26 protein-coding genes and 3 pseudogenes are annotated in these 25,073 nt (G+C 70.1%); 13 read left to right on the top strand and 16 right to left on the bottom strand.

From position 1 onward, the window contains the following. Positions 1-374: 374 nt before the first annotated feature. The 4 genes and pseudogenes from ACFU7Y_RS13200 to ACFU7Y_RS13185 form a co-directional block, all read right to left on the bottom strand. A complete protein-coding gene (locus ACFU7Y_RS13200) occupies positions 375-797 on the bottom strand; it encodes a hypothetical protein (protein WP_380767885.1) in 423 nt (140 codons plus the stop codon). A 46-nt stretch (positions 798-843) separates the two neighbouring features. Beyond that, a pseudogene (locus ACFU7Y_RS13195) lies at positions 844-1,666 on the bottom strand (IS5 family transposase); the annotation flags it as partial. Between the two features lie 199 nt (positions 1,667-1,865). Beyond that, a complete protein-coding gene (locus ACFU7Y_RS13190) occupies positions 1,866-2,447 on the bottom strand; it encodes an SMI1/KNR4 family protein (RefSeq protein WP_380767883.1) in 582 nt (193 codons plus the stop codon). A gap of 39 nt (positions 2,448-2,486) precedes the next feature. Continuing rightward, positions 2,487-2,603: pseudogene (locus ACFU7Y_RS13185) on the bottom strand (AAA family ATPase); the annotation flags it as partial. Between the two features lie 75 nt (positions 2,604-2,678). Between ACFU7Y_RS13185 and ACFU7Y_RS13180 the strand changes: the two are divergent. Then, positions 2,679-2,897: a hypothetical protein gene (locus ACFU7Y_RS13180; RefSeq protein WP_224276464.1), complete on the top strand. Its 219-nt coding sequence runs from the start codon at positions 2,679-2,681 to the stop codon at positions 2,895-2,897. Positions 2,898-3,003: 106 nt separating this feature from the next. Here ACFU7Y_RS13180 and ACFU7Y_RS13175 read toward each other — a convergent pair whose 3' ends face one another. Both ACFU7Y_RS13175 and ACFU7Y_RS13170 read right to left on the bottom strand, forming a co-directional pair. Further along, a complete protein-coding gene (locus tag ACFU7Y_RS13175; RefSeq protein WP_380767882.1) occupies positions 3,004-3,771 on the bottom strand; it encodes a hypothetical protein in 768 nt (255 codons plus the stop codon). Between the two features lie 79 nt (positions 3,772-3,850). Beyond that, a complete protein-coding gene (locus ACFU7Y_RS13170) occupies positions 3,851-4,330 on the bottom strand; it encodes a hypothetical protein (protein WP_380767880.1) in 480 nt (159 codons plus the stop codon). 129 nt (positions 4,331-4,459) lie between these two features. Here ACFU7Y_RS13170 and ACFU7Y_RS13165 point away from each other — a divergent pair, with 129 nt between their 5' ends. The 3 genes from ACFU7Y_RS13165 to ACFU7Y_RS13155 are packed head-to-tail and all read left to right on the top strand — an operon-like array spanning position 4,460 to position 6,579. After that, positions 4,460-4,822 (top strand): MarR family winged helix-turn-helix transcriptional regulator, encoded by a 363-nt coding sequence (locus ACFU7Y_RS13165; protein WP_380767887.1) that lies wholly within the window; start codon positions 4,460-4,462, stop codon positions 4,820-4,822. Continuing rightward, positions 4,819-6,240 carry an MFS transporter gene (locus tag ACFU7Y_RS13160; protein ID WP_380767878.1) on the top strand — a complete coding sequence of 474 codons (1,422 nt, stop codon included), beginning with the start codon at positions 4,819-4,821 and terminating at the stop codon, positions 6,238-6,240. Before ACFU7Y_RS13165 ends, ACFU7Y_RS13160 begins: the two co-directional genes overlap by 4 nt. 45 nt (positions 6,241-6,285) lie before the next feature. Continuing rightward, a complete protein-coding gene (locus tag ACFU7Y_RS13155) occupies positions 6,286-6,579 on the top strand; it encodes a DUF1330 domain-containing protein (RefSeq protein WP_224276480.1) in 294 nt (97 codons plus the stop codon). Between the two features lie 571 nt (positions 6,580-7,150). Here the strand turns inward: ACFU7Y_RS13155 and ACFU7Y_RS13150 are convergent. Both ACFU7Y_RS13150 and ACFU7Y_RS13145 read right to left on the bottom strand, forming a co-directional pair. Beyond that, the gene (locus ACFU7Y_RS13150) at positions 7,151-7,546 is read right to left on the bottom strand and encodes a hypothetical protein (RefSeq protein WP_380767876.1); all 396 of its coding nucleotides are present in this window, start codon (positions 7,544-7,546) and stop codon (positions 7,151-7,153) included. Between the two features lie 86 nt (positions 7,547-7,632). After that, positions 7,633-7,863 (bottom strand): hypothetical protein, encoded by a 231-nt coding sequence (locus tag ACFU7Y_RS13145; RefSeq protein WP_224276484.1) that lies wholly within the window; start codon positions 7,861-7,863, stop codon positions 7,633-7,635. Positions 7,864-9,069: 1,206 nt separating this feature from the next. Between ACFU7Y_RS13145 and ACFU7Y_RS13140 the strand changes: the two genes are divergently transcribed. The 3 genes and pseudogenes from ACFU7Y_RS13140 to ACFU7Y_RS13130 all read left to right on the top strand — a co-directional run. Beyond that, positions 9,070-9,495, top strand: coding sequence for a hypothetical protein (locus ACFU7Y_RS13140; RefSeq protein ID WP_224276486.1), 426 nt, complete (start codon positions 9,070-9,072; stop codon positions 9,493-9,495). A gap of 366 nt (positions 9,496-9,861) precedes the next feature. Next, complete coding sequence (locus tag ACFU7Y_RS13135) at positions 9,862-10,305, top strand: hypothetical protein (protein ID WP_380767873.1); 444 nt, start codon at positions 9,862-9,864, stop codon at positions 10,303-10,305. After that, positions 10,250-10,516: pseudogene (locus tag ACFU7Y_RS13130) on the top strand (hypothetical protein); the annotation flags it as partial. The gene ACFU7Y_RS13135 and the pseudogene ACFU7Y_RS13130, both read left to right, overlap by 56 nt. A gap of 963 nt (positions 10,517-11,479) precedes the next feature. Here the strand turns inward: ACFU7Y_RS13130 and ACFU7Y_RS13125 are convergent. Further along, positions 11,480-11,947 carry a hypothetical protein gene (locus ACFU7Y_RS13125; RefSeq protein WP_380767871.1) on the bottom strand — a complete coding sequence of 156 codons (468 nt, stop codon included), beginning with the start codon at positions 11,945-11,947 and terminating at the stop codon, positions 11,480-11,482. A 304-nt stretch (positions 11,948-12,251) separates the two neighbouring features. Here ACFU7Y_RS13125 and ACFU7Y_RS13120 point away from each other — a divergent pair, with 304 nt between their 5' ends. Further along, positions 12,252-12,446 (top strand): hypothetical protein, encoded by a 195-nt coding sequence (locus tag ACFU7Y_RS13120; protein ID WP_380767869.1) that lies wholly within the window; start codon positions 12,252-12,254, stop codon positions 12,444-12,446. 193 nt (positions 12,447-12,639) lie between these two features. Here ACFU7Y_RS13120 and ACFU7Y_RS13115 read toward each other — a convergent pair whose 3' ends face one another. Further along, a complete protein-coding gene (locus ACFU7Y_RS13115; protein ID WP_380767868.1) occupies positions 12,640-13,749 on the bottom strand; it encodes an FAD-dependent monooxygenase in 1,110 nt (369 codons plus the stop codon). 178 nt (positions 13,750-13,927) lie between these two features. On the opposite strand from ACFU7Y_RS13115, the gene ACFU7Y_RS13110 reads away from it, so the two are divergent. Together ACFU7Y_RS13110 and ACFU7Y_RS13105 are read left to right on the top strand one after the other, a co-directional pair. Next, positions 13,928-14,884 carry a TetR/AcrR family transcriptional regulator C-terminal domain-containing protein gene (locus ACFU7Y_RS13110; protein ID WP_224276494.1) on the top strand — a complete coding sequence of 319 codons (957 nt, stop codon included), beginning with the start codon at positions 13,928-13,930 and terminating at the stop codon, positions 14,882-14,884. Between the two features lie 261 nt (positions 14,885-15,145). Beyond that, the gene (locus ACFU7Y_RS13105) at positions 15,146-16,360 is read left to right on the top strand and encodes a glycosyltransferase (protein ID WP_224276496.1); all 1,215 of its coding nucleotides are present in this window, start codon (positions 15,146-15,148) and stop codon (positions 16,358-16,360) included. Positions 16,361-16,508: 148 nt separating this feature from the next. Here ACFU7Y_RS13105 and ACFU7Y_RS13100 read toward each other — a convergent pair whose 3' ends face one another. The 3 genes from ACFU7Y_RS13100 to ACFU7Y_RS13090 all read right to left on the bottom strand — a co-directional run bounded on the left by ACFU7Y_RS13100 (position 16,509) and on the right by ACFU7Y_RS13090 (position 19,209). Continuing rightward, positions 16,509-17,120 carry a PASTA domain-containing protein gene (locus tag ACFU7Y_RS13100; RefSeq protein WP_224276498.1) on the bottom strand — a complete coding sequence of 204 codons (612 nt, stop codon included), beginning with the start codon at positions 17,118-17,120 and terminating at the stop codon, positions 16,509-16,511. Next, positions 17,120-17,698 (bottom strand): SigE family RNA polymerase sigma factor, encoded by a 579-nt coding sequence (locus ACFU7Y_RS13095; protein WP_224276500.1) that lies wholly within the window; start codon positions 17,696-17,698, stop codon positions 17,120-17,122. Before ACFU7Y_RS13095 ends, ACFU7Y_RS13100 begins: the two co-directional genes overlap by 1 nt. A 548-nt stretch (positions 17,699-18,246) precedes the next feature. Next, positions 18,247-19,209, bottom strand: a complete 963-nt coding sequence (locus ACFU7Y_RS13090; RefSeq protein ID WP_380767865.1) for a MerR family transcriptional regulator — start codon at positions 19,207-19,209, stop codon at positions 18,247-18,249. A 102-nt stretch (positions 19,210-19,311) separates the two neighbouring features. Here ACFU7Y_RS13090 and ACFU7Y_RS13085 point away from each other — a divergent pair, with 102 nt between their 5' ends. The 3 genes from ACFU7Y_RS13085 (at position 19,312) to ACFU7Y_RS13075 (ending at position 21,279) form a co-directional block, all read left to right on the top strand. After that, a complete protein-coding gene (locus ACFU7Y_RS13085; RefSeq protein WP_380767864.1) occupies positions 19,312-20,058 on the top strand; it encodes a glycosyltransferase in 747 nt (248 codons plus the stop codon). Positions 20,059-20,109: 51 nt separating this feature from the next. Continuing rightward, complete coding sequence (locus ACFU7Y_RS13080; RefSeq protein WP_380767862.1) at positions 20,110-20,553, top strand: PIN domain-containing protein; 444 nt, start codon at positions 20,110-20,112, stop codon at positions 20,551-20,553. Positions 20,554-21,057: 504 nt separating this feature from the next. Continuing rightward, positions 21,058-21,279: a hypothetical protein gene (locus ACFU7Y_RS13075; RefSeq protein ID WP_380767860.1), complete on the top strand. Its 222-nt coding sequence runs from the start codon at positions 21,058-21,060 to the stop codon at positions 21,277-21,279. A gap of 262 nt (positions 21,280-21,541) precedes the next feature. Here the strand turns inward: ACFU7Y_RS13075 and ACFU7Y_RS13070 are convergent, their stop codons facing one another. From ACFU7Y_RS13070 to ACFU7Y_RS13060, 3 genes are read right to left on the bottom strand one after another with little or no spacing between them, the layout of a single operon-like run. After that, entirely contained in the window at positions 21,542-22,009 is a 468-nt protein-coding gene (locus tag ACFU7Y_RS13070) for a hypothetical protein (protein ID WP_224276506.1), read from the bottom strand. A gap of 8 nt (positions 22,010-22,017) precedes the next feature. Beyond that, the gene (locus ACFU7Y_RS13065; RefSeq protein WP_380767858.1) at positions 22,018-23,976 is read right to left on the bottom strand and encodes a polymorphic toxin-type HINT domain-containing protein; all 1,959 of its coding nucleotides are present in this window, start codon (positions 23,974-23,976) and stop codon (positions 22,018-22,020) included. Continuing rightward, positions 23,973-24,620, bottom strand: a complete 648-nt coding sequence (locus ACFU7Y_RS13060) for a sensor domain-containing protein (protein ID WP_380767856.1) — start codon at positions 24,618-24,620, stop codon at positions 23,973-23,975. Before ACFU7Y_RS13060 ends, ACFU7Y_RS13065 begins: the two co-directional genes overlap by 4 nt. Between the last annotated feature and the right edge of the window lie 453 nt (positions 24,621-25,073).

Raw genomic sequence — 25,073 nt, 5'->3', positions numbered from 1 at the left:
AGACGGCTCTGACACACCCGATGTTTGGCCTTGCGGACGGCTCAGTGCAGTGCTGGCAGGCGGCAGTGTCCCCATACAGTCGGCAGAAGCGGATGCGGCACACGCTCGATGCCGGGGCGCTGGGAACGGAACATCACGGCGGCCGCCGGACTGTTCTTATGGGTCTCGCTGAGTCCGGTGGTCGGATCGCGGTCGGTTGAAGCGTCGGTTCTGCATCCGCTCGTCTCATCGCCGATCCGCACGACGCTGTGCACGTTTATCCGTACCCGGCTGAGCACTTCAACGAGTACGCGGACACCAGCCCTCCGGCGCGTCCAGGAACGAGGCCCTGGCCGCGACTTGTCAGAGGGTGTTCTGCGGGCCTTTGCCGGATTTCAGATGGAGTTGGTCTCCAGGGTGCCCGGTGTCGGATTGGTAAGGGCGAACAGGCCTGGCTCGGGCTCGGTGAGGATGCCGCGGGTCACCAGGCGCTTCAGCTTCGCTCGGGTGCCTTCGGTGTGCCGCGGCTCGGTGCCGAGGCCGAGCGCCTGGCAGACGTCCTTGGCGCGGAGTCCGTCCCGGGCCTTCTCGATGGCGGCCAGGATCTCGCGGTATCCGGGCGGCAGCAGCTCCGGCAGCTGGATGCCGTCCTCGGCGGTCAGCTCCGCCAGGGTCTCACGGGTGATCTCCAGACGTTTCAAGGTGTCTTCGGCAGCCGCGAGTTGTTCGGCGAGTCGGGCGATCTGGTCACGCAGCTGTTCGGCCGTCTCGCGGACGAGCTGCTGCCGGGTCTCGATCTTGTCCAGGAGTTCCCTCATCGACGCTCCTGCGGGTCGGGGGTGGCGTGTGCCAGGTCGGCGGGTCGCGCCAGGTCGGGGTGGTGGCGCGGGTGAGACGGCGGAGCATGACGTCGGTCATGGACCAGTGGATCATCGCGACCGAGCTGGCCGGCTTCGACTCGAAGTCGCGCACCAGGCGCCGGTGGAGCATGAGCGTGCCCAGGGTCTGCTCGACCACCCATCGCTTCGGCTCCGGCGTGAACCCTCTCGCGCCGGGCTCACGCTGGACGATCTCGACATCGACGCCGAGAGCGGCGCCGTGCTCGACCACCGCGTTCTTGAAGCCGGCGTCCGCCCACGCCTTCGTCACCGTGGGTGCGGCGTGGACGACCTTGTCCAGCAGGCTGATCCCGATCGCGTTGTCGTGGACACTGGCCGCGACCACGACGACGGCGACGATCAGGCCGAGCACGTCGGTGGCGATGCCCCGCTTGCGGCCCGGGCTCTTCTTTCCCGGGTCGAGCCCGGTCGTTTCCTTGGGCGCGTTCGTCGAGGCGCGTACCGTCTGGGAGTCCAGGACGACGGCGATGGGGTCCTCGTGCCGCCTCCGGCTCTCGCGGACCTGCCAGCGCAGCAGGTCGTGGATGGTCTCGGTGGTGCCGTCGTCGCGCCACGTGCCGAAGTAGTAGTAGACGGCGCTGGGCGGCGGGAGGTCGTGCGGCAGGGTAGCGCCACTGGCAGCCGGTGCGGGCCTGGTAAAGGATGGCGTTGAGGATCTCCCGCATGTCGTAGCGGCCCTGGTGCCCGCTGACCGACGGGTGCCGCCCTTTCCAGGCCGTGATGACCGGCCGGATCAGCTCCCACGCCTCATCCGACAGGTCACTCGGGTAGGGACTGCGCTCGCTCATACCTACAGCAGACCGCGTCCTCGCCGAACGTCAACCCACTTGACAGGAAGCCGACTTCGACACAGCGGACGAACCGCTCACACCCTCACAGAACTCCCTCTGAGAGCACTTGTGGGCGAACGCTGAGAGCACTGAGGCGAACTTCTCCCTGCAAATGTTGGTGAGAAACGAGAGCGGCTGGTGTGGCTGTGTCGGGTGGTCAGACTTCGGGGTAGTAGTCGAAGATCCCTGCCTGTATGAGCCGCTCTTCTTCGCGCCAGTGGAGGAACCGCGGCGGGCGCGTGTCACGGATGCTGATGGCGTCGTCGTACTGGTCGGTCACCAAGTTGATCAGGAACTCGGCCATGCCGCAGGGGTAGAGCGTCCAGCGCGACTTGGTGTGCCGGCCGCATACGAGGACGGGCCACTGGTTGGGGTCCTCTCCGGTGGTGACCCGGCAGAGGATGTCGGGGCCGGGGGTGCGGCCCCAGATCATGATGTCCTCGGGAGCGACATCGGGGCGCCGGTACTCGGGAGTATGGTGCCAGGTGTCCTGGGCTCCTGGGGTGTCCTCGGCGATGCTCCCTTCGGCGTAGAGGCTGTCCGGGGCCGGGACCGGACGGAGGATGTAGGCGACTCTGTTGATGCCGTCGGCGCCGTAGGTCTCCAGGAAGGACCTGTAGTCCGCAGGCAGGCGGGTGTCGAGCTCATGCTCGGCACCCGCCCAGTCGATCTGCTCGTCGATGCCGGTGTCGGTTGGCATGATCTGTGCCAGCGCCGCGATCCCGGGATGCATCGCCATGTCCTGCCCTTTCGCTCGGTTGGATCAACCTGGCGTCGGTCAGGATGCTTGCTCCTGCCGGGCTCGGGTGGTGGCGAGGCGGTATGAGTCGGTGCCGGTCTCGATGATGTTGCCGCCGAAGGTCAGGCGGTCGACGATGGCCGCGCAGAGGCGGGGCTGGGGCCAGACCGCTACCACCGATGAGAGCGCTTTGGCCTACCCAGCCCCGTTCGGGCTGCGAGACTGGTGATCATGACTGACCGCGACCGTCGCAGGCTCTCCCTGCGCTTCTCCGAGTCCGCCGTCGACGCTCCCGTGCCCGCCCAGTCCGGCGGGCGCCGGCTGCTGCCGGTCGAGCAGGGTGCCGACTTCCGCCAGCCGCCCGGCGAGACCACGGCCGTGCCAGCCCCGGCCCGCCGCCGCCTCTCGCCCGGCGGCCTGACGTTCTCCGACCCGGACCGGCAGATCTGACTGGTCCTGCCGTCCCGGCCGCGGGCCGTGACCTGCGGCGGTTTCAAATTTGGGCCCTCACATGAGGGCCCAAAAGTAGAAGTCCCCGCCGCTGTCCTGCGGGTTTCTACCAGCCGTCCATCGCCCGGACGTCCCCGGAGAGGGCGTAGCGGCGGCAGGCGAGGATCTCCTCGGTGGTGATGCCGATGTCGTTCGCGAGGCGGGCGAGACCAGCGTCCTCGGCCTGGGGGTCGGAGACGTAGGTCGGCACGACTTCGAGGGCGAGCGCACCGATGCCGAGCTGGGCGGCACGCTGCTGTGTGAGCGCGTCGCGGCCGACGCTCAGATGACGGCGCCAGGCCTCGGCGGTGATGCCGTCCGGGGCGGGTCCGGTTTCCAGCTCGGCGGCCGGGATGTCGGGGCGGGCGCGGACCTCGGCGACCGCGGCGGCGACGATGCCGCCGACCATCTCGGCCGGGAGCGCGGCGCCGTCGGCGTCCTGGTGGGTGTCGGCGAGGCGTTCGGCGATCAGGTCGGTGAGCTCCGCGGTGCGGCCTTTGAGGTCGACGACCGTGCGCACCGGCAGAACCAGGCCGGTGGTGTCCCACGCGTGGGACACCACGAGCTCGGCCTGCACGGTGTCCTCGATCGCCTCGGCGACGGCCGCCAGGTCGAGCAGCCGGTACGCGGTCGAGCGGCCGATCCCGAACTCGGCGAGCGCGTACGCCAGCCACGACGGGTACTCGAGGACGGTCCACACCCGGGCCTGGTGGGCGGCACGGACCCGGCGGGCGAGGACCAGGACGGCGGCTCGGACGTCCTCGATCGCGGTGCGCAGCTGCTCGGTCAGCTCCCGGGCCCGCGCTGATGAGGATCCGCGAAAACGGCCAGGCATGCTCTCCGTTCCCAGTTGGTTGGACTGTTCAACGGTCTGAGGAGGGTGGGGAGCGGGGGCCCCGAGGGTGGTCAGCGGGTCAGGTCACGGCACTCTCCGCAGTGGCGGAACGCCGGGCATGCGGCCGATGACGCATGCGGCCGATGACGGGCCGGGCGGCTTCCGGGGTGGCCAGTAGCGCGACGATGGTGATCGGCTGCTGGCAGTGCGGGCAGTCGCGTGTCGCGGTCGGCTCCAGGGGGTCTCGGACCGGGGTCTGCTGCCGTGAGGCGGTGCGGGTCGGCAGCGGAGGGGACTCGATGCGGGCCGGTGGTGCGGAGGGTCGTGCCTGTCGGAGACGGCGGGCTCGTTCCTCGTCCGGGGCCTGGTCGCGGCGGTGCTCGGCCTCGCGGCGGCAGACCATCGAGCAGTAGACGGTGCGGACGGTCTTGCCGGCCTGGAACGGGTCGTCACAGACGGGGCAGGTCCGGGTCTCCATCTGGGCCTCGCTGTGGCGGGACGCGGTCCGGCACTCGGCCGAGCAGAACTTCCGCAGCCCGCGCCAGTCGACCATTTCCATAAACTATGAATATAAAAATGCTATGCTTCGAGCATGAGTCGTCAAGACACCGCTCCTGGCGCGTCCGCCGCCATCGGGGCAGCCCTCTACGGCCTGGCCACCAGGGCCGCGAGACGCCTGCCCCGGGACATGAGCCTGACGTCCGCCGCCACCCTGGCCACCCTGGACCGGGCCGGACCGCGGCGCATCACCGATCTGGCCGCGGTCGAGGGCGTCACCCAGCCCGCGATGACCACCCTGGTCCGGGTGATGGAGGAGTCCGGCCTGGTCGAGCGGCGGGGTGACGCGTCCGACAAGCGGGTTACGCTGGTGTGCCTGACCGAGGCCGGTGCCTCCTATGTCCGGACGCGGCGCCAGGCGGGCGTCCACGCGTTCGAGCGGTTGATCGGCGAGCTCACCGGCGACGAGGTCGAGGCGCTGGTGGCGGCCCTTCCGGCGCTGACGCATCTGGCAGAGCTCGAAAGCCAGGACCGCGAAGGGCCGAAGCAGTGACCGGGCAGCCGGTCGGCGCGGTCGCGGTGGAGACGTTCCCGGTAGCGCGTTCCGAGGCGCGGCTGCTGGTCCCCGCCCTGATGTTCATCGCTCTGGTCGTGGCGGCGGTCGCCAGTCTCGGGACGCCGCTCATCACCAGCGTGGCGACCTCGTTCCACGTCTCGCTCGGCAGCGCGCAGTGGACGCTGACCGTCGCGCTGCTCAGCGGCGCCGTCGCCACGCCGGTCCTGGGCCGGCTCGGAGCCGGCCCGCACCGGCGGGCCACGATCCTCGCCACGCTGGCGGTCGTCGTCGCCGGCAGCGCGCTCACCGTGCTGCCGCTGCCGTTCGCGTGGCTGCTGGCCGGCAGGGCGGCCCAGGGCGTCGGGCTCGGGCTGACGGCGCTGATGATGGGCGTGGCCCGGGACCACCTCCCCGAGGAGCGCAGCGCGGCCGTGATCGCCCTGATCTCGGTGGTCTCGATCATCGGGGCCGGCGTCGGCTACCCGCTGGCCGCACTGCTCGCCGAGTTCGGCGGGGTACGGGCCGCTTATGGCCTCGGCCTGGTCGTCACCGCCGCCGCCCTCCTGACCGCGTGGCGCTCCATGCCCGAAGCCCCCGAAGGCCGCTCCGCCCACGTGGACGTGGCAGGCGCGGTCGTCCTGGCCGCTGCGCTGCTCCTGGTGCTGTTCCTCGCCGGCGAACGGAATCTGTGGAGCCGGCACCTCGCCGTGGCGGCGGGCCTCGCCGTCGTCGCGGTGGTGCTCCTCTGCGTCTGGGCCGTCATCGAGCTGCGCAGCACGACGCCCCTGGTCGATGTGCGGGCGGTGCGGCACCCGGCGGTCGCCGGGGCGAACCTCGCCATGTTCGTCGGCGGGATCGGCATGTACCTCCTGCTCACGCTCATCACCCGGTACGCGCAGACGCCGCACGGCGCCGGCTACGGCTTCGGGCTGACGACCTTCGTCGCCGGGCTGGTCCTCATCCCGTTCTCGGTGCTGGGGTTCGTCGCCGGCAAGCTCACGCCGCGGGTCCGGACGCGGATCGCCGACCCCCTGCTCCTGGCCGGCAGTGCCGTCGTGGTCGGCGGCGGGTTCGCCCTGTTCGCGGCGGCCCGGTCAGACCTGGCCGAACTGTTCGCGGCGATGGGCGTGCTCGGCTTCGGCGTCGGCGGCTTCTCGGCCGCGATGCCCGGCGTCATCCTGGCCGTCACCCCGAGGAGCGAGACGTCGAGCGCCATGAGCTTCAACTACGTCGTCCGCAGCGTCGGGTACTCCCTGGGCAGTGCCATCGGCGGCCTGATCCTCGCCGCGGGCACCGGCCCCGGCCACCTCTTCCCCGACGACAGCGCCTACACCACCGCGGCGCTGGTCGGCATCGGCGCCATGGCGATCACGACGCTGACAAGCCTCGCTCTCGCCCGCCGACGCCCGTCCTAGACCAACTCGTAAGCTAGACACACTTATTACAACACTGGAGGTGCCATGCCCAAGGGATACTGGGTCAGCGTCTACCGCACCATTTCGGACCCTGAGAAGCTGGCTGCTTACAACAAGCTGGCTGGTCCGGCCGTCAAGGCCGGGGGCGGCCGGACCATCGTCCGCGGCGGTCGGGTCGTGGCGCATGACGCCGGAATCGCCGAGCGCACCATCCTGGTCGAGTTCGACAGCTTCGAGCAGGCCGTCGCGGCGCGCGAGAGCGCGGCCTACCAGGAGGCGCTGGTCGCCCTCTCCGACGGCGTCGAGCGCGACTTCCGCATCGTCGAAGGCATCGACTGACCGAGGTGCAGTCGGATCTTCACTGAAGATCCACCATCTTGGTTTCCGCTGGTGCGGCGGGGTTCGTGGGTGCTCGTGCTGGTCGTGGGCGGCTGTCTTCGGTCTTGATCGTCTGTCAGCGGTCGAGTTCGAGGTGCGTCAGGACGAGCAGGGCGCGGAGCAGGCTGGTGGCGCGGGCGGGGCTCGTGCGGAGTTTGGTGAGGAGATGCGCCAGGTCTTCAGGTGCGCGAAGCCGTGCTCGACGGGGGCGCGGCAGCGTGAGGAACTACGCGAGCGGGTCTGGCCAACACCTGAGCACCGGGTGAGGAAATTCAAAGAGCCCTATCAGCGCCTCGTCGACCGGGCCGGCCTGCTCCTGGTCCTCGTCCATGCCCGGCTCCCCCACCACACCACACCACCGGGCCGCCGAGCAGAGCAGCAGCGCCGTGACCCCGGCGCTGCTGGCCTCCCACCGGCCGGGTCCCCGCGGAACGCCCCCCTGCTCCCTCAGGACCTGGCCGGCTGCGCTCCGTTCCCGGACGCTCGGAGCGCGGGTCTACGGGGCGGTGCGCCTGCGGCGGCGGGCGGCCTGCTACATCTCGGCCTCGGCCAGGTGCCGGCGGCCGGCGGCGAGGCCTTGGCGGACCTGTTCCTCGACGGCGGTGAACACGCGGTGGTAGGTGCGGTCGTACGCCTCGATCAGCTGGTAGGTCCACATGCCCGGGACGGCGTCCCGGCCCAGGAGCTCCCGCTCGACCAGGCCGGCCTGCTCCTCGTGCCCGGCCTGGCGCAGCATCCGCACCGCCTCGGCGAGCATCCGGTCGGCGCCGCCAGTCATGTGGTGCACCGCGTACAGGTGACCGCGGGCCCGCTCGGTGTACTCCAGCGCCTTCGCCGGCATCCCCAGCGCCTCGATGGTCGCGTCGTCCACCCCGGGCGGCCGGCGGTGCGCCTCGTCCGGCTCTTCGGTCCCGACGCCATCCGCCACCGATGCCTCCCGACGCGCTCGCCCGACCCCCTTCACCGTCGTCCGGCCCGGGAGCAGGCGCACGCGGGGAAGGGCCGACCGGCGGGTCAGACCGCCGGTTCCAGTGCGGTGTCCGGGTGGGCGGCCTGCTTGAGCTTCATCTCAGCCTTGTGCCGGTTCCCCACCCCTGCCCAGTGCTCGTGGGAGTACAACTCGGCGCCGACCGCAGCGAACACGGCCCGCTGCTCCTCGGTCGCCTCGGCGGCCCAGTCGGCCTCGGCGGTGTACCAGTGGCGCTGGAGTTCGAGCCGGTCAGCGGGGAAAACGGTGTCGGACACCGGCCCATCGTAGGTCGCACACCCGTGCGGCCGAGAGGGCGACCCCGCCACCGGCCACGCTGCTTTGCCGGCCTCCCACCGGCCGGGCCCTTGTGGAACGCATCCCCGTCGTTCCCAAACCCGGCCGAGCTGCGCCCCGCCTCCGTCCGTCGCAGGCCCGTAGGCCTGCCGGGTGTGTCCGCGACGGCAGGAGCGGGAGCAGCCGCAGCAAGCCCTTGCCGTGCTGGGCGCCCGACCCCGTCGCCGACGACGCGAACCGTGCGGTGATGCAGGCTTGCGCCCTGCTCCGCGCCGCCGAGGCGCACCTGGTCGACGCCGGCACGGCAGGTGTTCGGGCGCTGCCCTTCGATCGAGTGCGGCCGAGCAGGCCGTCGCCTTCCAGCGGTGACCGCCGCTGGCGTATCTCCAATCGGTTCTGCCGATCCCTGGTCTGGCCGGTACGCACTGCGTAGTCTCAGATCTGACTGTCCGGCAGCACCAGAGCCCGGGGGACCAATGGCTCACGAGGCAGGCCCAGGCCAGATCTTCGGTGGCAAGTACCGGCTGATCTCCAGTTTGAGGTCTGGCCGCTTCGGCCGGGCCTGGGAGGCCCAGGACGGGGCATCGCAGGTAGACGTTGCGATCAAGGAAGCCTCACTCAGGTCGCCACCGAGCCCACGATCGCCGCCAAGAACACTCCCGGCAAATTCCATCAGGGAGACCTCCCTCTGTGACGGTGGGACGATCTTGTCCAAGTCGAGCGCTTTCTCATGCCGCTAACCTCCCCACATGGAAGCCGATCGCTGTACAAGGAAACAGAAAAATGACCTTTATGGACATCCTGATCTGGGCCGGAATCATCTGGGCTGTCGTCATGGTTATCGGCCGGCTCTCCTCGAACCAGGACGATGCCAACAGGCGATCGCGTTACAACGGCGGCGGTGACAGCGGAGGCGGTGACAGCGGCGGTGGCACCGGAAGTGGCTGCGGGGGAGGAGGCGGTGGCGCCGGAAGTGGCTGCGGCGGAGGCGGAGGCGGAAGTGGCTGCGGCGGAGGCGGAGGCGGAAGTGGCTGCGGCGGAGGTTGCGGCGGAGGCGGCAGCTAAATGGTCGGCTGCACCGGTGCCTCGCCGCGATCAGAGCGGTTGACACAAACCGCTGCCAATGCGGCCATCCAGGACGGAGATGCGGCGTGATTCAAGGACGGTTCTCACGACGGCTCGACCGCATGCAGTCCGCCGTCGACGCGCTTGAACTCCCCCCTGCCGTCTACAAGACCTGTCCCTTTCAGCCTCGGGAGCTTGTCGAGACCGGACTACGGCAGTGGTTACGGTGCTGCGGAGCGGCCCTGCTGGACAAGCAGATCATCGGCATGCCCTCATTAGCCGTGGACGAGGCGTGGCACGGGCTGATTCTGTGCACCGCACGCTACGCAGCCTTCTGCCAGGCAAGCTACGGACAATTCCTGCATCACCATCCCCAGGGTGGTGAACTCCCCGGGAATGCGAAACGCGCAGGATCGATGCGGGAACAGCTACATCGGACGGCCGTGGCGTGGTCACTCGTGGCCCGGCCCGACGAGAAATGCGTCCTGTGGGAGCTCGATGTGCGGGTGGGCGTGCCTGAACCGTGGAGCGTGAGCCCGCCTTGCTGACCCTTGCCCGGGACACGCCGCTGGACCGGGCAGGCGGCCGCGTGCCGGCTGACGGAGGCTGATGACCCGGGTATCGACCCGCTGTGGGGCAACCTGATGGAACCGCTGATTTTCTTGGCCGAGCAGAACACCTTGGAGATCGGCTTTTACTCCGGGGCTTCCGGGGTGCCGCGGCGGGCCCGGAGGCGTGTGCGCTGTAGGGGTGCACCCCGCCACTTCTGGACGAGCCCACCGCGGGACTTGAGCGCCGGGGTGACCTGCCGCGCCTGGCGGGTCCTCGCGCCGACTGTCGTGGGACCCTCGCCGTCGTACGGCAGGCTGCCGGGCCGGTCATGGCCCGCCAGGTCGGCGAAATGGGGGGTGGACGTGAGCGTGCGCCGCTACCTGCTGAGCAGCACCCCGGCCGCCCGGCGCGGCCTCGGCCTCGGACCCGGCGCCCGCAACGCCCTCCACCGCCCACCCGGCCGCCAGCAACCACCCTGGACCCGCCCCGCGCCAGCCCCGGACCCTCCGGCCCGCCCACAGCCGCCCCAGGCCACCCACCCGGCCGCCGTCGACGCCATCGCCGCGCCGCGCCACCTCACCCCGGCCGCCGTCCTCGAGTCCGCGCTCCACCTCGCCCAGGCCCTGCTGGAGCGCCCCATCGAGGACCCGCTCCTCCTGGAGGCCGCAGCCGGCGTCACCGCCGGAATCCCGCAGTACCTCGCCGCCGCCCGCACCCCACCACCCACGCCGTCCACCCCGCCCACCCGGCCAGTTCGCGCGGGCGGGTTCAGGAGACGCTTTCTGCTTCGCTGGCGAGGGTGGTGAGGAACGCCTGGTGGTGTACGTGAGCCTCGACGGTGAGGCCGGCCCGCTTGCCCTCGGACTGCCGGAATTGGTGCAGCTGTGCCTCGTGGCGCCGTGGTGGCGGGACGCTCCCGGACGGACGACCGAAGAACTCCGGGCCGTGGCCGACGGCTACCGGGAGGACCTTCCCGACCTCGATGAGCGGCGCCACCGTGCGGTCCTCACCTTCGGCCCCGGCTGGGAACTCGGCTCCTGGCACACCCCCGACGCCCAGGGCGTCCTCCAGCTGCGCCACCACAACACGCCGATCGGATGGGCCGCACCTCTGCCCGACGGACCGTGGGGCCAGGCCGGTTGGATCGCCCTCCTCTACCAGCCGCAAGGCGCCAACGACTGGGCCGCCCCGTCCTCGCCGCTGTCCTGGCTGCTGTCCTCGACGTCGAGTTCACCGGCATCGACCGGGGCGTCCTCGACATCGACTGACGCCACCAGACCGCCAGATCCCGTCCTCACCGAGGCCGCAGCCGGTAGCCCGTGACAACGAGTTGCAGCGCAGGCGTCACCGAATTGCAGCACCGGGCGTCACTGGGCTGCAGTTCTGGCAGGAGGGCCAGGACGCGGTGCTGGCCGTGGGACTTCCCGAGGCCATCCATAGGCCAGCCCCGGAACCCAGCACCTCCTGAACGAGCACAGCATTCCCTAGCCAGTAGTTGAGGGCGCCTGCCGCAGGCGGGTGCCCTCAACTGCCCTGCCCTTGCCGATAGCCTCATCCGCCCAGGTGAGAGCCGGTGGGCAGTGATTCACCGGATGCCGACCACGTTGCCGAGCCGGCGCTCTGGCGAGACTTCCGCGCGAGGGTCCGCGACAGAGATCCGGCCCTCGCCGAGGAGGAGCCGGTCGACCGGACGGCGCACTGGTGGTGCCGTGCCTACCGGGTCGGCAGCCGGCTGTCGCGGACTTGTCCGCCGGCTGCTGGGCGGGCGTGTGGTGGACCGTCTTCGACCATCGAAATGAGGGCGGTTGGCGGGTGTGGGACGACGTGGTGCCGGTGGTGGTCACGGCGCGCGCCTGCGTGCCGTCGGGCAGGGTGTGGCACTGCTCGGTCTGAACGGCTTCTCCTCGCCGAGGGGCGTTCGCGGTGGGGGCGGTCGGCGCGAGGTCTGCGCCGGCCGCCCTCACCGTGTCCTCCGGGCGGTTACTCCTCGCCGATCGGGCGCACGTACTCCAGGGTCCAGGTCTCCTGGAACTCCGTCTTGGGCTTGCTGAGTTCGATCTGCGTGCCGCGGTGCGAGGCACGCCAGGCGTGGCCCTTCGCCGACAGGACCTTGAGCCCGCCGAGGACCGGCTCGAAGGTGAACTTCGCCAGCTCCTCGCGCGGTACGGAGTTCACCCAGAGCTTGTCCTCGGCGTCCGCCGAGGGGGAGTCGTGGACGGCGGGCGGGGCCGCCAGCAGCGCGGCGAACTCCGGCGGGCTGTACGGCGCGATTCGGTGCGCGTCGAGGTCTTCGGCTCCCATGCGCCGGGCGATGACGAGGGGTCCGGTGAACGCCCACTCGGTCGCGGCCTGCCGGTTCGGCAGCGCGCCGACCAGTAGGGCCAGTGGGCTGCGGGTGAGCAGGGCGTCGGCCTCGGGCTGCTGGGCGATGCACACCGTGGTCTCCACCGGCACGGGCCTTCTTGTGGACGGATGTTGTCCGCCCAGTGTGAGCGCGCGGGCCCAAGGCGGCGGGCAACACACGCCGCCAAGGGCCGGGCGGGCACTCGGTCGGCCCCGGGGCAGCGTTTTGGGGTGTGACGGATCGGGTGTCCGCTCGTTGGCCCGGGTACCTGCCGGTCGCAGGACGGCGGTGCCCGGCGACCACCCCCTGCCCGGGCACTGCCGTACCGATCCGGTCCGACCGGACTCGGCCGTGCGGTTTACACCCCGCAGGTGCCGGCGGTCACGCCGGCAGGTGTCGCCGGAGCCGGTGTTCGACAACACCGAGCCCAGCATCCGGCCCGGATCGCGCCAGGCCGGCCGCTCCGGCTGCGCCGTCGTCTGCGACCTGCCGTTCGTCCGTCCGGTGCGCGGCACCGGACGGCGCCGTGAACTGCGCGTGGTCATCGGCCTTGGGACTGGACTGGTAAGCCCGCATTTTGAGGTGTCGCGTATTCGAGGCTGAAGCCAGCCAGTCATCACGTTGAGTGAGCACGCTCTGTCGCTGCTGTACTGGTGCGAAGGGCGGGCTGCGCAGGCCAGTCGCAGCCCGCCTGAGGAATCGCCATGCAACTGGCCGGGTGGGAGACGTTGGCTGGAGAGGCGGGTCCCACAGCGTGTCGGTTGGCATCGTGGCGGTGGCGAGGTTGCCGGAGAAGTCAGTCGTCGAGTGCGATCGCGTTCTTGGCCCGTTCGACGGAGGCTTCGGCAGCCGGTCCGCCGGGATTCTCGGTGGCGAGTGCCTGGTTGAGCTCGACGAACGGACGCATGCGTTTCTCGTAGCAGGCGAACGCCGCGCGGTGGTGCGCGCCCGTGCGTCGCAGGGCGTCGGCCAGTACGTAGGCTCCCACGAGAGCGAGGCTGGTCCCCTGGCCGGACAGCGGAGAGGCGCAGTAGCCCGCGTCGCCGAGCAGGACGGTCCTGCCGTTGGACCAGCGGTCCATGTGGACCTGCGTCATCGCGTCGAAGTAGAAGTCGTCTGCCTCCCGCAGGGCCTTCAGCAGCCTCGGGGTCTCCCAGCGCAGCGTCGCCATCCGATCGGCGACGAATTGCTTGTGCTGTTCGGCGTGACGGTGGCCGGCGGGAAGCGGTTCGGCTGCGAAGCCGAACGTGATCCTCAGCTGGGTGTTGTCGCGCACCGGGTAGATGCCGTAGCCGGCCTCGCCGTCTCTGAGCCACAGCTGCCAGTCGTCCAGGGCGAGGAAGTTCTCTGCACTGAAGATCGCCAGATGCATGCCCAGGTGGCGGGTGAACTGCTCCTCGGGCCCGAAGCTCAGCCGTCGCACGGCCGAGTGCAGGCCGTCGGCTCCCACGACCAGATCGAAGCTCCGGGGGCGGCCGTGCTCGAAGGCGACCCGTACCCCGTCCTCGTCTTGGTCGAGCGCGCTGATGCGGTCCCCGAACACGAACTCGACGTCGGCGCCGGCCTGTTCGTGCAGGAAGCGGACCAGGTCCTCACGCAGCAGCTCGATGTCGTCGTTGGCCAGCCGACCACTGCTGAAGGTCGTCTCGGTGGAGCGGTCGATCTCCCTACCATCGCCATCCAGCACCGACATGCCGCGCATCTGGGTGCGGTGGGCCCGGACTTGGTCCAGCAGTCCCATCCGCTCAGTGACATCGAGTGCGACGCCACGGATGTCCACCGCCTGGCCGCCGGGCCGCAGGCCCGGGGCGTGCTCCACGACCGTCACGGCGACGCCGTCGCGGTGCAGCAAACGGGCGAGCGCGGTCCCGGCGACACCGGCGCCGGAGATCAGCACAGTCTTCATACAAGCTCCTTCATACGCTGTACGCGCCCTGAATGTACGACGTACGCGCGGTGCCGCCAACTGCCGTTCTCCCTGTTCTGCTCTAGGACAACAGGGTCATTTCAGCCTCCCGCGCTGGTAGGGTCTGAACTAGTACAGATTCGATGGCGCGAAAGAAATTTCTCAGGGAGCCGACAGCATGGCCTCGCAGTCCGACCCGCCGTTTCGGCGCATCGCCGACGAGATCGCCCGGCGCATCGCCGAGGGGGAGCTCGCCCCGGGTGAGCGCGTGCCGTCGACACGGCAGATCGCCCGTGAGTGGGGAGTCGCGCTCGCCACGGCCACGAAGGCCCTTACCGTGCTCCGCCTGGAAGGGCTGGTTGAGGCCCGTCCCCGGGTCGGTACCGTGGTGGCGGCCAGAGAGAGCGCGGCGCCGGTGGAGCACCGTGCCCCGTCCAAGCGCCGCCCTCCGTCCATGGCCCCCTCCGATCACGAACTGAGCCGCGAGCGGATCGTCCGCGCCGCGGTGGACATCGCAGACGGCGAAGGGCTGAGCGCGGTGTCAATGCGGAGCGTTGCCGCCAGGCTCGGTGTCGCCGCCATGTCCCCCTACCGGTACGTCAACAGCAAGGACGACCTGGTTCTCCTGATGGCGGACGCGGCGTTCGGCGAGGAGACCTACCCGGTCGAGCCACCGGAGGGGTGGCAGGCCCGCCTGGAACTCGGTGCGCGCACCTTGTGGAGGATCCACCGCAGGCATCCCTGGCTCGCACAGGTCGGCTCCCTCACCCGCCCCCTGATGCTTCCGGCCCTGATGGCCCACGCGGAATGGGTGCTCGCCGCCCTCGACGGCCACGGCCTTGGCCCGGAGACCATGCTCGACCTGCACGTCCTGCTCTACAGCTACATCCACGGGATCGCCGTGCACCTGGAACGGGAAGCCCAGGCCGAGGCCGCTACTGGCCTGTCCGAGGAGCAGTGGATGGACCACCAGGCCCCCGCCTTCGCGGCGATCACTGCGGCGACCCGGTACCCCGTATTCACCAGGATCGCGAGCAGTTGCAAGGACGGTTACGATCTCGATCTGGACACGCTGTTCGAGTTCGGCCTCAAGCCGCTCCTCGACGGCATCGCCCTCATCATCGAGGCTGCGTGACGAAGATGAGGTGCTGATTCTGGCCTGCCGACTACCCCTCCGCCACCTTGCGCCGCCCCGCCGACGTCCGTTTGGCTTTGTTCACGAGTTTCGAGTTTCGACAGCGGATGTACGCGGCTTTGAGCAGCACGCCGACGTGGCGGTGTTCGATGTTCATGAGTAGCGACAGCGCATGCGCTCGGGGTTGCAGTAGCCAGCTGGGTTGAGGGTGCCCTGGCCGGCGATGGTGACCGGGCGGCCTTCGCCGTGGAGAATCGCTCCATGCGCATTCTGATCATCACCGCCGGTTCACGAGGAGACGTCGCGCCCTTCACCGGCCTGGGGCGCCGCCTGCTGGACGCGGGCCATCAGGTCGCCGTGGCCGCTCACCCGGCCTTCGCCGCACTCGTCGGCGGGTGCGGTCTCGACCATCGGCCTGTGCCGGGAGACCCGCAGGGGCTGATCCGAGACGTGTCCCGGGCTGCTTCGCGGGAGGAGGCCCAGGCGATGATGAGGGCGTACGCGGACGGGCTCGCCGATGGGGTGGCGGAGGCGGTCGCAGGGGGAACCGACGTGCTGCTCACCGCCTTCGGCCCGGCACCGCTCAGCCGGATGGCCGGCGAAGCGCTTGGCATCCCCGTCATCGGCACCTACCTCGCACCGTCCTTCGCCACCAGGCAGTTCCCGCTGCCCAACGCACGGAACTCCGACGACCTGGGGCCGGAGGGCAACCTCGCCGCAGGCCGGGACGTGTTGGGACGCGCAGAAGGGGTCTTCGCGGGTGCGGTGACCCGGCTGCGTGCCCGCCTCGGGCTGCCCGCCGCCGCGCCCTCGGCAGCGGGGGACATCCGGCCGGTCTTCCACGGCTTCAGCCCACTGGTGGTGCCGCGCCCCGAGGACTGGCCGTCCCGGGTCGAGGTGGCGGGCTACTGGTGGCCCGCGCGGCCGGATCGCTGGCAGCCCTCGCCCGAACTGGTCGACTTCCTCCAGGCCGGCCCGCCCCCGGTGTTCATCGGGTTCGGCAGCATGGCAGTGGGGCAGGGGGAACGGCTCAGTGAGCTGGTGGCCGCAGCAGTGAAGGGAACAGGCGTACGTGCGGTGGTGCAGGCGGGCTGGGGTGAGCTGAGCGGCTGCGGTGACGATCTCCTGGCCATTGGCGATGTCCCGCACGACTGGCTGTTCCCACGTGCAGCCGCCGTCGTCCACCACGCCGGGGCGGGTACCACCGCAGCCGGACTGCGGGCCGGAGTACCCGCTCTGCCCGTACCCGTCATGGCCGACCAGCCGTTCTGGGCGTCCCGGCTGCACCAGCTAGGAGTTGCCCCCCGGCCCCTGCCGTTCCAGGACCTCACCGCCGAAGCCCTCCGCGACGCGATCACCGCCTGCCTGTCCGAGCCGGTCCACCGCCACCGCGCGGCCGAACTCGCCCGCGGGATCGCCGCAGAGGACGGCGCTGCTTCGCTGCTCGCCCACATCGGCGCACTGGGCGCCGGGTGAACCCAGGGAATGCTTCATCGCTGTGCTGCCCTGCCGGGCTGTCCGAGCTTCTCGATCGCATCCAGCGCTGCTGAAAGGCGCGAACGATTCGAACTTCAGCCACCACCGCCGGGCGCCGGGCCTGAAGCCCGGCACCGGTTGGGCGTGTTCAGGGTTTGCCCTTTGAGATGAAGAGGATGACGGCCGTGTCCGAGGTGACGGTGGTACCGGGCCGTGGTTCCGTGTTGATTACTGCCCCGGCCGGGGTGTTCCAGTCGGTGAAGTTCTGGATGCGTCCGATCTTCAGTCCGGCCTCGATGATGGTCTTCTCGGCCTGGTCCTGGGTCATGCCGAGGACCGGGGGGATGGTGACGGAGGCGTTGCCCGGTACCGGGGGGCCGGGTGACGGCGTCCCGCTTCCCATGGGGGCGCCGGGGGACGCGGCGGTGGTGGTGCCGGGGGCGGGTGAGGGGGTGTTCGGGACGGCGGACGCGGTCGCGGAGAGACCGGGAGCGGCGGCGGTGTTGTGGCGGGTCGGCCGGTCGGAGTCGTGCAGGGCGAAGGCCGTTCCTGCGGTGAGTGCGATGGCGGCCGCCGATGCCGTGACGGCGGCGAGGGCGCGCCGTCGTCGAGTGCGGTGCAAGATGGCGGGGCCGTCGAAGGCGGGGGGGTGTGCGTCGTTCGCGAAGTCGTCCATGGCCTGGATCAGTGCCTCTCTGAAGTCGGGGCCCGGCAGGGGGCCGTGGTGACCGGTCTGGTTGTCGGGCGGAAACGGGGTCATCACGCACCTTCGAACTGGGACAGCGGGACGGTTTGATGGCCGTCCGGTGCGGGCGGAGGCGGTTCGGGCTGGGGCGCCGCGGTGCGCAGTCTGGCCAGGCCGCGGGCGAGTTGCGAGCGTACGGAGCCGGGTGAGATCCGGAGCGTCTCGGCGATCTCCCGGTCCCCCATGTCGTGGAGGTAGTGCAGCACCACGACGGTGCGCATCCCGATCGGCAGGGCATGCAGTGCCTGCACCAGTTCGTCGCGGAGATCCACCAGTCGGTACGGATCGCGGGGGTCGGCGTGCTCCGTGTAGGGCGAACGCTCGCCGATCCGGCGGAGCCTGCGCCACCGGTCGTTGGCGAGGTTCACCACGATCCGGCGGACGTATGCCTCCGGCGAGTCCGCGACGGCGATCCGGTTCCAGTGCCGGCACGCCTTCTCCAGGGCTTCCTGCAGCAGGTCCTCCGCGTTGTCCTGACTTCCGGTCAGGATGTAGGCGGTCCGGAACAGCGCCGCCGAGCGCTGCTGGACGAATTCGACGAAGTCGATTCTGCGCGCATCCCTGTCGCGCCTGCCCAGCCTCACCAGCCGCATGCCGATGCACTCATGCTCTCCTCCTTTGATGTTCCCGCGCCCATGACGGCGCATCGCCGCTCCTTGCTGCACGGGCCCGCCCGAAGTGATACACATCACCCGGCCTGGGCCGCCCGCAGGGCGAATGCCTTGCTGCGACCGTGCTGGACGTGGCCGGCTCCGGGCCATGGCGCGGCAAGGGGCGGGCCAGCGAATGTGCCGCTAGATTTCCCTTCGCATGCGAAGTGCGCGACCGGATCGGCCGATCACGAGTGAGGGGTTGCCCTGCGCGTGCTGTTCACCGGGCCGGGGGCCGTCGGCCACCTGTTCCCGATGGTGCCGCTGGCCCACGCTCTTCGCACCGCCGGCCACCAGGTCGTGTTCGCGGCCTCGTCGCCGACCGGCTGGCGTCACCGGGGTACTTGCCGGGATGGGCGGCTGCTTGGCGACATGGGGTCGGAGCGCATGGGGGTGTTCTCTCGAAGGGCGGGCTGGTCGCCGGGGACCCGGCGCGTGACTGACGATCAGCCATGGACTGATCTCTCGGGGGTTGGCATGGGGATCACGGTTCAGGGCCCAGGCGGGTGGTCCGCAGCCAGGGGGAGGCCGGTGACCTGCTGGTGCAGGGCCGCAAGGGAAGCGGCGAGGTGTCCGGGGCCGGTGGCGATGGATTGGGGCGGGGCCTCGCCGGTGACGGTGAGGGCGTGTCGCCAGTAGCGCAGCGGAAACGAGCCGGGATGCGCGGAGTGGCGGAACCGGGTGCGGAACGCCGGGGTGTCGTCGTGTCCGCCGATGCGGGCGTACGTGCGCACGAAGTGGCCGAGCGCCTCGGCGTTCCCGGCCTGGCCGCCGGAGGCCAGGGCCTCGGCGGCCAGTTCGCAGGCGTCCATGATGCTGGCGTAGAACGACGCGACATCGCCGACCTGTCGGCTCTGCGGTTGGCGGCGCCGGCCGTCTCCGGTGGCCAGGGCGTGGAGTTCGGCGTAGGCGAGGACGGCCGTGCTCGTCGGGCTGGCCTGTGGTTCGGGCACCGCGCCTTCGATGACGGCCCGGGCCAGGCGGCGCGGCAGGCCGGCCGGGAGCGCCCATTGCCAGTAACGGACCAGGCGGTCGTGGGCCTCGTCGGGGCTGCCCACCTCGGAGAGCAGGGCGAGGCGGCGCAGCCGTTCCGGCTCGGGGCAGCCGTCCAGGGCCCGCAGCGCACCCTGGCGCCACGTCAGCCCTCGCAGCTGCGCCTGAACGGTGTCCAGTTCGCGGGTGACGAGGTCGGCCAGGGAGTGTTCCCCCGTCATCACCGCGGCGATCGCGGCGATCGGGGTGTCGAGTGCACGGAGGCGCTGGATCAGCCGGAGCCGCGACAGTGCGTCCGTGTTGTACCTGCGGTGGCCGCCGGGACTGCGTCCGCTCTCGGGCAGCAGCCCGATATCCGAGTAGTAGCGGATGGTCTTCACGGGCAGCCCGGTGCGTGCGGCCAGCTCGCCGATGCCAACCGTGTTCCCGCTTTGTGTGCCGTGCGCTTGCGTGTCGTGCATCACAGCCGGTTGAACCTCCACCACGCAGGAGCCGTTAGCGTTCACGGCGACCGCTGCCCTCCAGTGCGCTTCGGGGCGGAACTCGCCGAGGAGGATCATCACATGCGGATTCTGATCGTCACCGCCGGTTCGCGAGGGGACGTCGCACCCTTCACAGGCCTGGGACGGCGCCTGCTGGACGTCGGCCACCGAGTCACTGTGGCCGCGCACCCGCCCTTCGCCTCGCTCGTCGATGGGTGTGGCCTCGGCTATCGGTCACTGCCGGGCGACCCGTACGAACTGATCTGCGCCAGGACCCGGGCGGCGTCGCCGGAGGAGGTGCGCGCGGCGACGACGGAGTTCCTGGACCGGCTCGCCGACGGCGTGGTGGCGGCCGTGGCGGACGGCACCGACCTGGTGCTCACCGCGTTCGGCCCCGCATCGCTCAGCCAGGCGGCCGGCGAGGCCATCGGCGTCCCCGTCATCGGTACCTACCTCGCACCGGCCTTCGCCACGCGGGAGTTCCCGCTGCCCGGTATGCCGGACGGCGACGACCTGGGACCGGAGGGCAACTTCGCCGCAGGCCGGGCGCTGCTGGCCCGGGCCGGAGCGCTCCAGGACGAGGTCCTGACGCGGCTGCGCGCCCGGCTGCGCGCCCGGCTGCGCGGCGACCGCTACGGTCACATCATCAACTCCGGCGCGCAGGATCCCTACCAGCTAGACCGGACCCTGGCGCTGTTGAGGACCGAACTCGACGAGCTGCGCTTCTTCTTCACGGGTACCACCTACGATCTGCGCCAGACCCTAGCAAGGTTCGATCGCCACGAGGGCCTGTCGGTGGTGCTGGACACCAACGACCTGCTCCACTAGGTCCGCCTCGACACGATCCCGTGGCGGAAGGAGTACGGCCCAGGCACCGTTGTGGTGATCCCACTCGTGGTGGTCGACGAGATCGACACCAAGGCCTACTCCCAGACGGAAAGGGTCCGGAAACGGGCGCGCGGCGTCTACACCCTGCTGGAGGACCTCCTCAACGCCAGCGATGCCGAAGGATTCAGCACGCTGAATGACGGCACCCTGGTGCGGGTCCTCACCGACGAGCCGGGCCACCAGCGGCTGCCGAACAACGACGACGAGATCATCGCCCAGGCCGCCGCACTGCGCCAGATGCTTCAGCCCCGTGAGCTGGTCCTGGTGACCCGGGACATCGGCGCGCGCGCCCGCGCGCTCGCCTGGGGAGTACCGGCTCAGAAGCTGCCGGACAAGTACCTCATTCAGGATCAGGGGCTGTCCCGACCGGAGATGCAGCAGCACCTCGACGACCTGGCCGGGCCGAATGTCCCGGCCCCCGCGTCCGGCGTCTGATGCTGACCGGCCGCAGGCCAGCCGGCCGCCGCGATCGCAGGATCCCGGGACCGCGCAATCTCCCACCCGTGACATGAAGAAGGGGTGCCCGGCCGCGCAGACCGGACACCCCTTCCCCGCGTCGGCTACCGCCGCGCCTCGGTCTGTTCGCGGATCGCTGCGGCGACCTCCAGCAGGGCGTAGGCGACCGCTGCGAGCCCCTCGCCGACCGCGTCGGTCCTCCTCACCGGTCCGTCGCGTAGTCCCGCGTCAGATCGCCGTTGTACGTCACCGTGCTCCTTCCCTGGTGTTGATCAGCAACGTGCCGGAGCCTCCCCGGATGGGGCTGCGTTCATGCCCAGGGGGTATCATCGCGTCGCCCGGTTGCCGTCCGCGTCCGCCTCGGTGGCGGCATCAGCACCCAGGTCCTGCAAGAAGGCGCCTCATCGCCCGTTCGTGCACGCCTACCCCGCGCCTTCAGCACGGCACGGCTGGCGCGCTCGATCCACCAGGCACGCTGACCGCATGGTCTATGACACAACGCGAGTCGCGCCGTACTGCCTTGACCCGTGGTGCGAGAACCCCGACCCCGAACTCATCCCCGATCATGTGTGCGACTGCTGGATTCTGACGCCTGCCGAGCGTGACGCCGCCGAACAGCGCTACCGCCAGGCCCAGACGGAATCCCCGCTTCCAGCGACTGAAGCGACCGAGCGGCCCGGCGGGGCCACTGCTGAGGATGACTGACACCGTTTCGGTCCAGCCTGGGCTGCGCGGGGGCCGGTGTTCGCGCGCCGTGGAGGGGCCGGTCCGCGTCCGTGCCCCCGAGCGGATGTGCGGACCGGCCCCGGCGGTGTGTCAGTGCCAGGTCACCTCGACGTGCTGGGCGAGGAAGTGCACCAGGGCGATGAGCAGCGAGGAGCCGGTGGAGGCCAGGACCGCGCCGATCATGCGATTGGGGTCGCGCCAGGCTGGCCGGTGCGGTTCAGCCTCGGCGTGGGCCTCGTGCTCATTCGCTCAGAAATTCCTCGATCGCACGAGCAGCGGAGGCTGGGGTTGATTCGTCGCACGGATCATCCATCCCGAGCATCGGAAGATCGAGTGCAACGCTAGCCGAATCACCGAAACTGCTTCTCGCCATCCGGAGAGATTCGAGAACCGCATAGTAGGCAGGGCTGACATGTTCAAAATCATCCCTGATGACAAATTTGCTGCCCCGCTGAACAACCGGCCGGAATGGCGGGACAATAATCCACTCAGGCAGGCCGTCACCCCTAGTATTCGACAGCACCTGAGCCGCTTCCCTTTTCGGGCTGCCGCCATACCGGTCGAATGCCCAAACTCCCGACATCACGAGTGCGTCAGCTTGAACTGACCGGTCAGCTTTATTGACGAACTCGATATCTATTGACACAGGCAGGAGTCGTGACCAGAGCTCAAGGGTCGACTGTTGGCGTGACGTCACATAGATCTTCATCGAGCCGCCTATGGGATTGGCATGGAGGGAAGGATTCGGACTCGACCGATAGTGCTCATGGCATCCCCTTGGAGGGCGAATGCGTCGATTCCGCCACCACCGTCGGCCAGATGCTCAATTCTACTCTCCGCCGGAATCTGATCGGACCTGATCACGGCACGTACCAGCGTATAGGGACCTTCTTGGGGAAAAACCCCATAAGCAGACTTGGCATAGAGGGCGGCACCTTCGGGAGTCGAAGAGAAGTACTTTGATTCGATTCCCGGCGCATTTTGAAAGCGTCGCGTTTCTAGAATCTGCTTTAGCTCTTCATCCTTCACTGCGCGATATACGTATTGCTCGCCTTCTTTGGGCTTAGTCACCCCGCACGCATTGTGTACGAGCACTGGCGTGGCCCCTGCCAGCACATAGTACGTGTGTACGCCGTTGATGGTGAGGTTGTAGGCCGTGACGTCCTGCGGGTAGGTGCGGGTCGAGGTGATCCTGGCTGTCGAGCCGTCGGGCTCACGCAGTTCGTCGCCGGGTTTGAGGTCGATCGCGTTGGTGAACCGTCCGGTGCCGGCATTCCAGAAGGGGTGCCGGCCGGTCGCATGCAGTGTTGCGCCGTTGCCGGTGGTGATGTCGACCATGGTGTGCGGTCCGGTGTGCCGGATTGCCGCGGTGACCGTGCGGGGTGCGGTGTTCCAGGTGGTGGTGTCGGTTGCGCGGACCTGGGTGCCGGGGGTGATCTGTTCGATGGGCAGGGTGCTGCCGTCGGCGAGCAGGACGGGTGTCCCGCCGGTGAAGCTGTTGGGCTCGCAGGTGTTGAGGGTCTCGGCTTCGTCGATGATCTTCTTGCCGCCGTTGGCGGTGGTGGCCTGACCGCCCTTTGCGAGCGCTCCGTTGAAGGCCTCCTGCCCGGGCCCTGTCTCGCTGTCAGCGTCCTGGACCTGGAGGGCCTTGTAGTGGCCGTTGGGCTTCAGTACCAGGGCGTCGTACGTGGCCACGGGGTTGAGCCGGGCGAGGTCGGATGCGTCGAGGCGGTTGACGGCGCCCGGGGTCAAGTAGGCGGTGACGGGCCGCTTGTCGACCTTGACGTCGTTCGTCCTCGCGTACGCGTCGATAGCGGCGTTCTTGCCGGCCGGGGAGCGGGCGTCACCGCCTGTGGACGGCGCGCCGGTGCCGTGGGCGGCGGGCGGGCGGGGGGCGTCGGCTCCCCGGGCCATCTGCGTCGGGGCGGGCGGGGTGTCGATGAGGCCCTGGTTTGCGGTGGCCGCGTCCTGCAGGATCTGCCGGCGCTGGGACACCAGCTGCTGTGATTCGTTCTGGAACGCGGTGGCCTTCGCGCCGAGGGCACGTGCCTGGGCGCCGAGCTTCACGGCCTCGTCGGCGAGTTGGGACTGTCTGGCGCTGGCCTTCGAGAGTTCCGGTTCGATCGCGGCCCGTTCCGCCTGGAGCTGGGACGCTTCGGCGTCGAGTTGGGCTTTCTCTGCGTCGTACGCGCTCGCGGCCGCGGCTTCGGCGGGCAGCTGGAAGACTCGCTGCGCGGCGTTGTGCGCGGCGATCCGGGCGTTGAGGGCGGTGATCTTGGAGAGGAGGGCGGAGGCCTTACCCGCGGCGGTGGAGGAGTCCTTGGCTGCGGCCTCGGAGTTCGCCTTCAGGGCCGCGGTGCTCTCGGTGAGTTTACGGGTCTCCGCCGCCAGTTCGCTCGCGCGCTGGGGCAGGGTCCCGATCTGCTGGTCGAAGGCGGTAATCCGGGCGTTGAGGGCGGTGGGGTAGCTCGCGCTCGGCCGCAGGGGCTCGGGCACGGGAGCAACGGCGGCCGGGGCGGTCAGTGCGGCGACCGGCGGATCGGCCGCCGGGGCGGCCGCGCTCTTACCGGCCGTCGGTACCGGCACCAGCGCCGCCAGAAGAATCAGGCACACGCCTCGCCACGCGGCGCCCGGAACGCGGATTGCCTGTGGGCGTGTCGGTCGCCGGGCGGTCATGCGGTCACCTGCCCGGCGATCCGGTCCGCGATCCGCGCGACGGCTGGCCGGCCGTCGCCCGCCGAGCAGAGCGCCACCTGCAGGACCGTCCGGCCCTTGAGGCGGGCCTGGCGGTGGCAGGCCCAGCCGTCCCCGGCGTCCTGCGTCGCCGTCCAGCCGATGGTGTCCGGGGTGACGGTGTCGGTCCTGTAGCTCCACGTCGATGCACTGCCGTCCGGATCGGTCCGCACAGCGGCCGGGCATCCCCGGAGGCCCTCGTCCAGCCTGCGGAACGCGGCAGAGGCCTTGCCCTCGTCGGGGTAGACGCCGATGACCTGGGTCACCGTGTGGTCGCCCGCCCCCGCCGCGTCCTGGTAGGTCGCCGACAGGAACGCCGTCCACTCATGCCCGTAGACCGACCTGGTGGCCGGTCCTGCCGCCACCGCGCAGCCCGCCGGCGCGACCGCGACCGCCTCGGGAGGCTCACTGCCCCGCGGACCGGCTACCAGCGTCGTCCCGGCTAGCCTGCTGACCTCGTCCGGGACGAGCAGGTCCGCCTGGACCGTCCCGGCCGCCACGTGCAGGTCCCCGCCCTCCAACGCCCGCAGCCACCACCATCCCCCCGCGACCGCCAGCCCCGCGCACACTGCGGCGGCGACCGCCACCAGCAGTCTCCGCTTCGCCCGGCCCGGAGGAGTCGGCCCGTCCGGCCCCGATTCTCCCAAGGAGGCCGACGGCGCCGCCAGGCCCGCGGGCAGCGGACCCCGATCGTGCTCCGGCCCCGAGGGACGGGGCACGACACCTGCCGCACCCTCGCTGGCCGGACCCGCCTTCGGCGGCGCGATGATGAAATCGGACTCCTCGGCCACGCCCTGCCTCCCATGACACAGCGTCAAATCAGCAAGTACGGTCACGTTTTGTGGTTTTTGCCGATGCACAGAGTGGCCGATCTGGTCCGCCCTGGCAAGCCCGTCTCTGCTGATTTGAGGCCCAGCTGAGCATTCCGTTCGGAGCTCATTCGGCTGTGGCTCTGTTCACGAGAACGGACAGCACATGTTCAGCACTTTGGGAGTCGCTACGGTCAGCGCCTGTTCGATGTTCGCCAGAGTGGGCAGCGC

The sequence above is a fragment of the Kitasatospora sp. NPDC057542 genome, from assembly GCF_042801945.1.
GTDB lineage: Bacteria > Actinomycetota > Actinomycetes > Streptomycetales > Streptomycetaceae > Kitasatospora.
The sequence above is the reverse complement of the archived record's forward strand: the minus strand, read 5'-3'. Positions and strand labels throughout refer to the sequence as shown.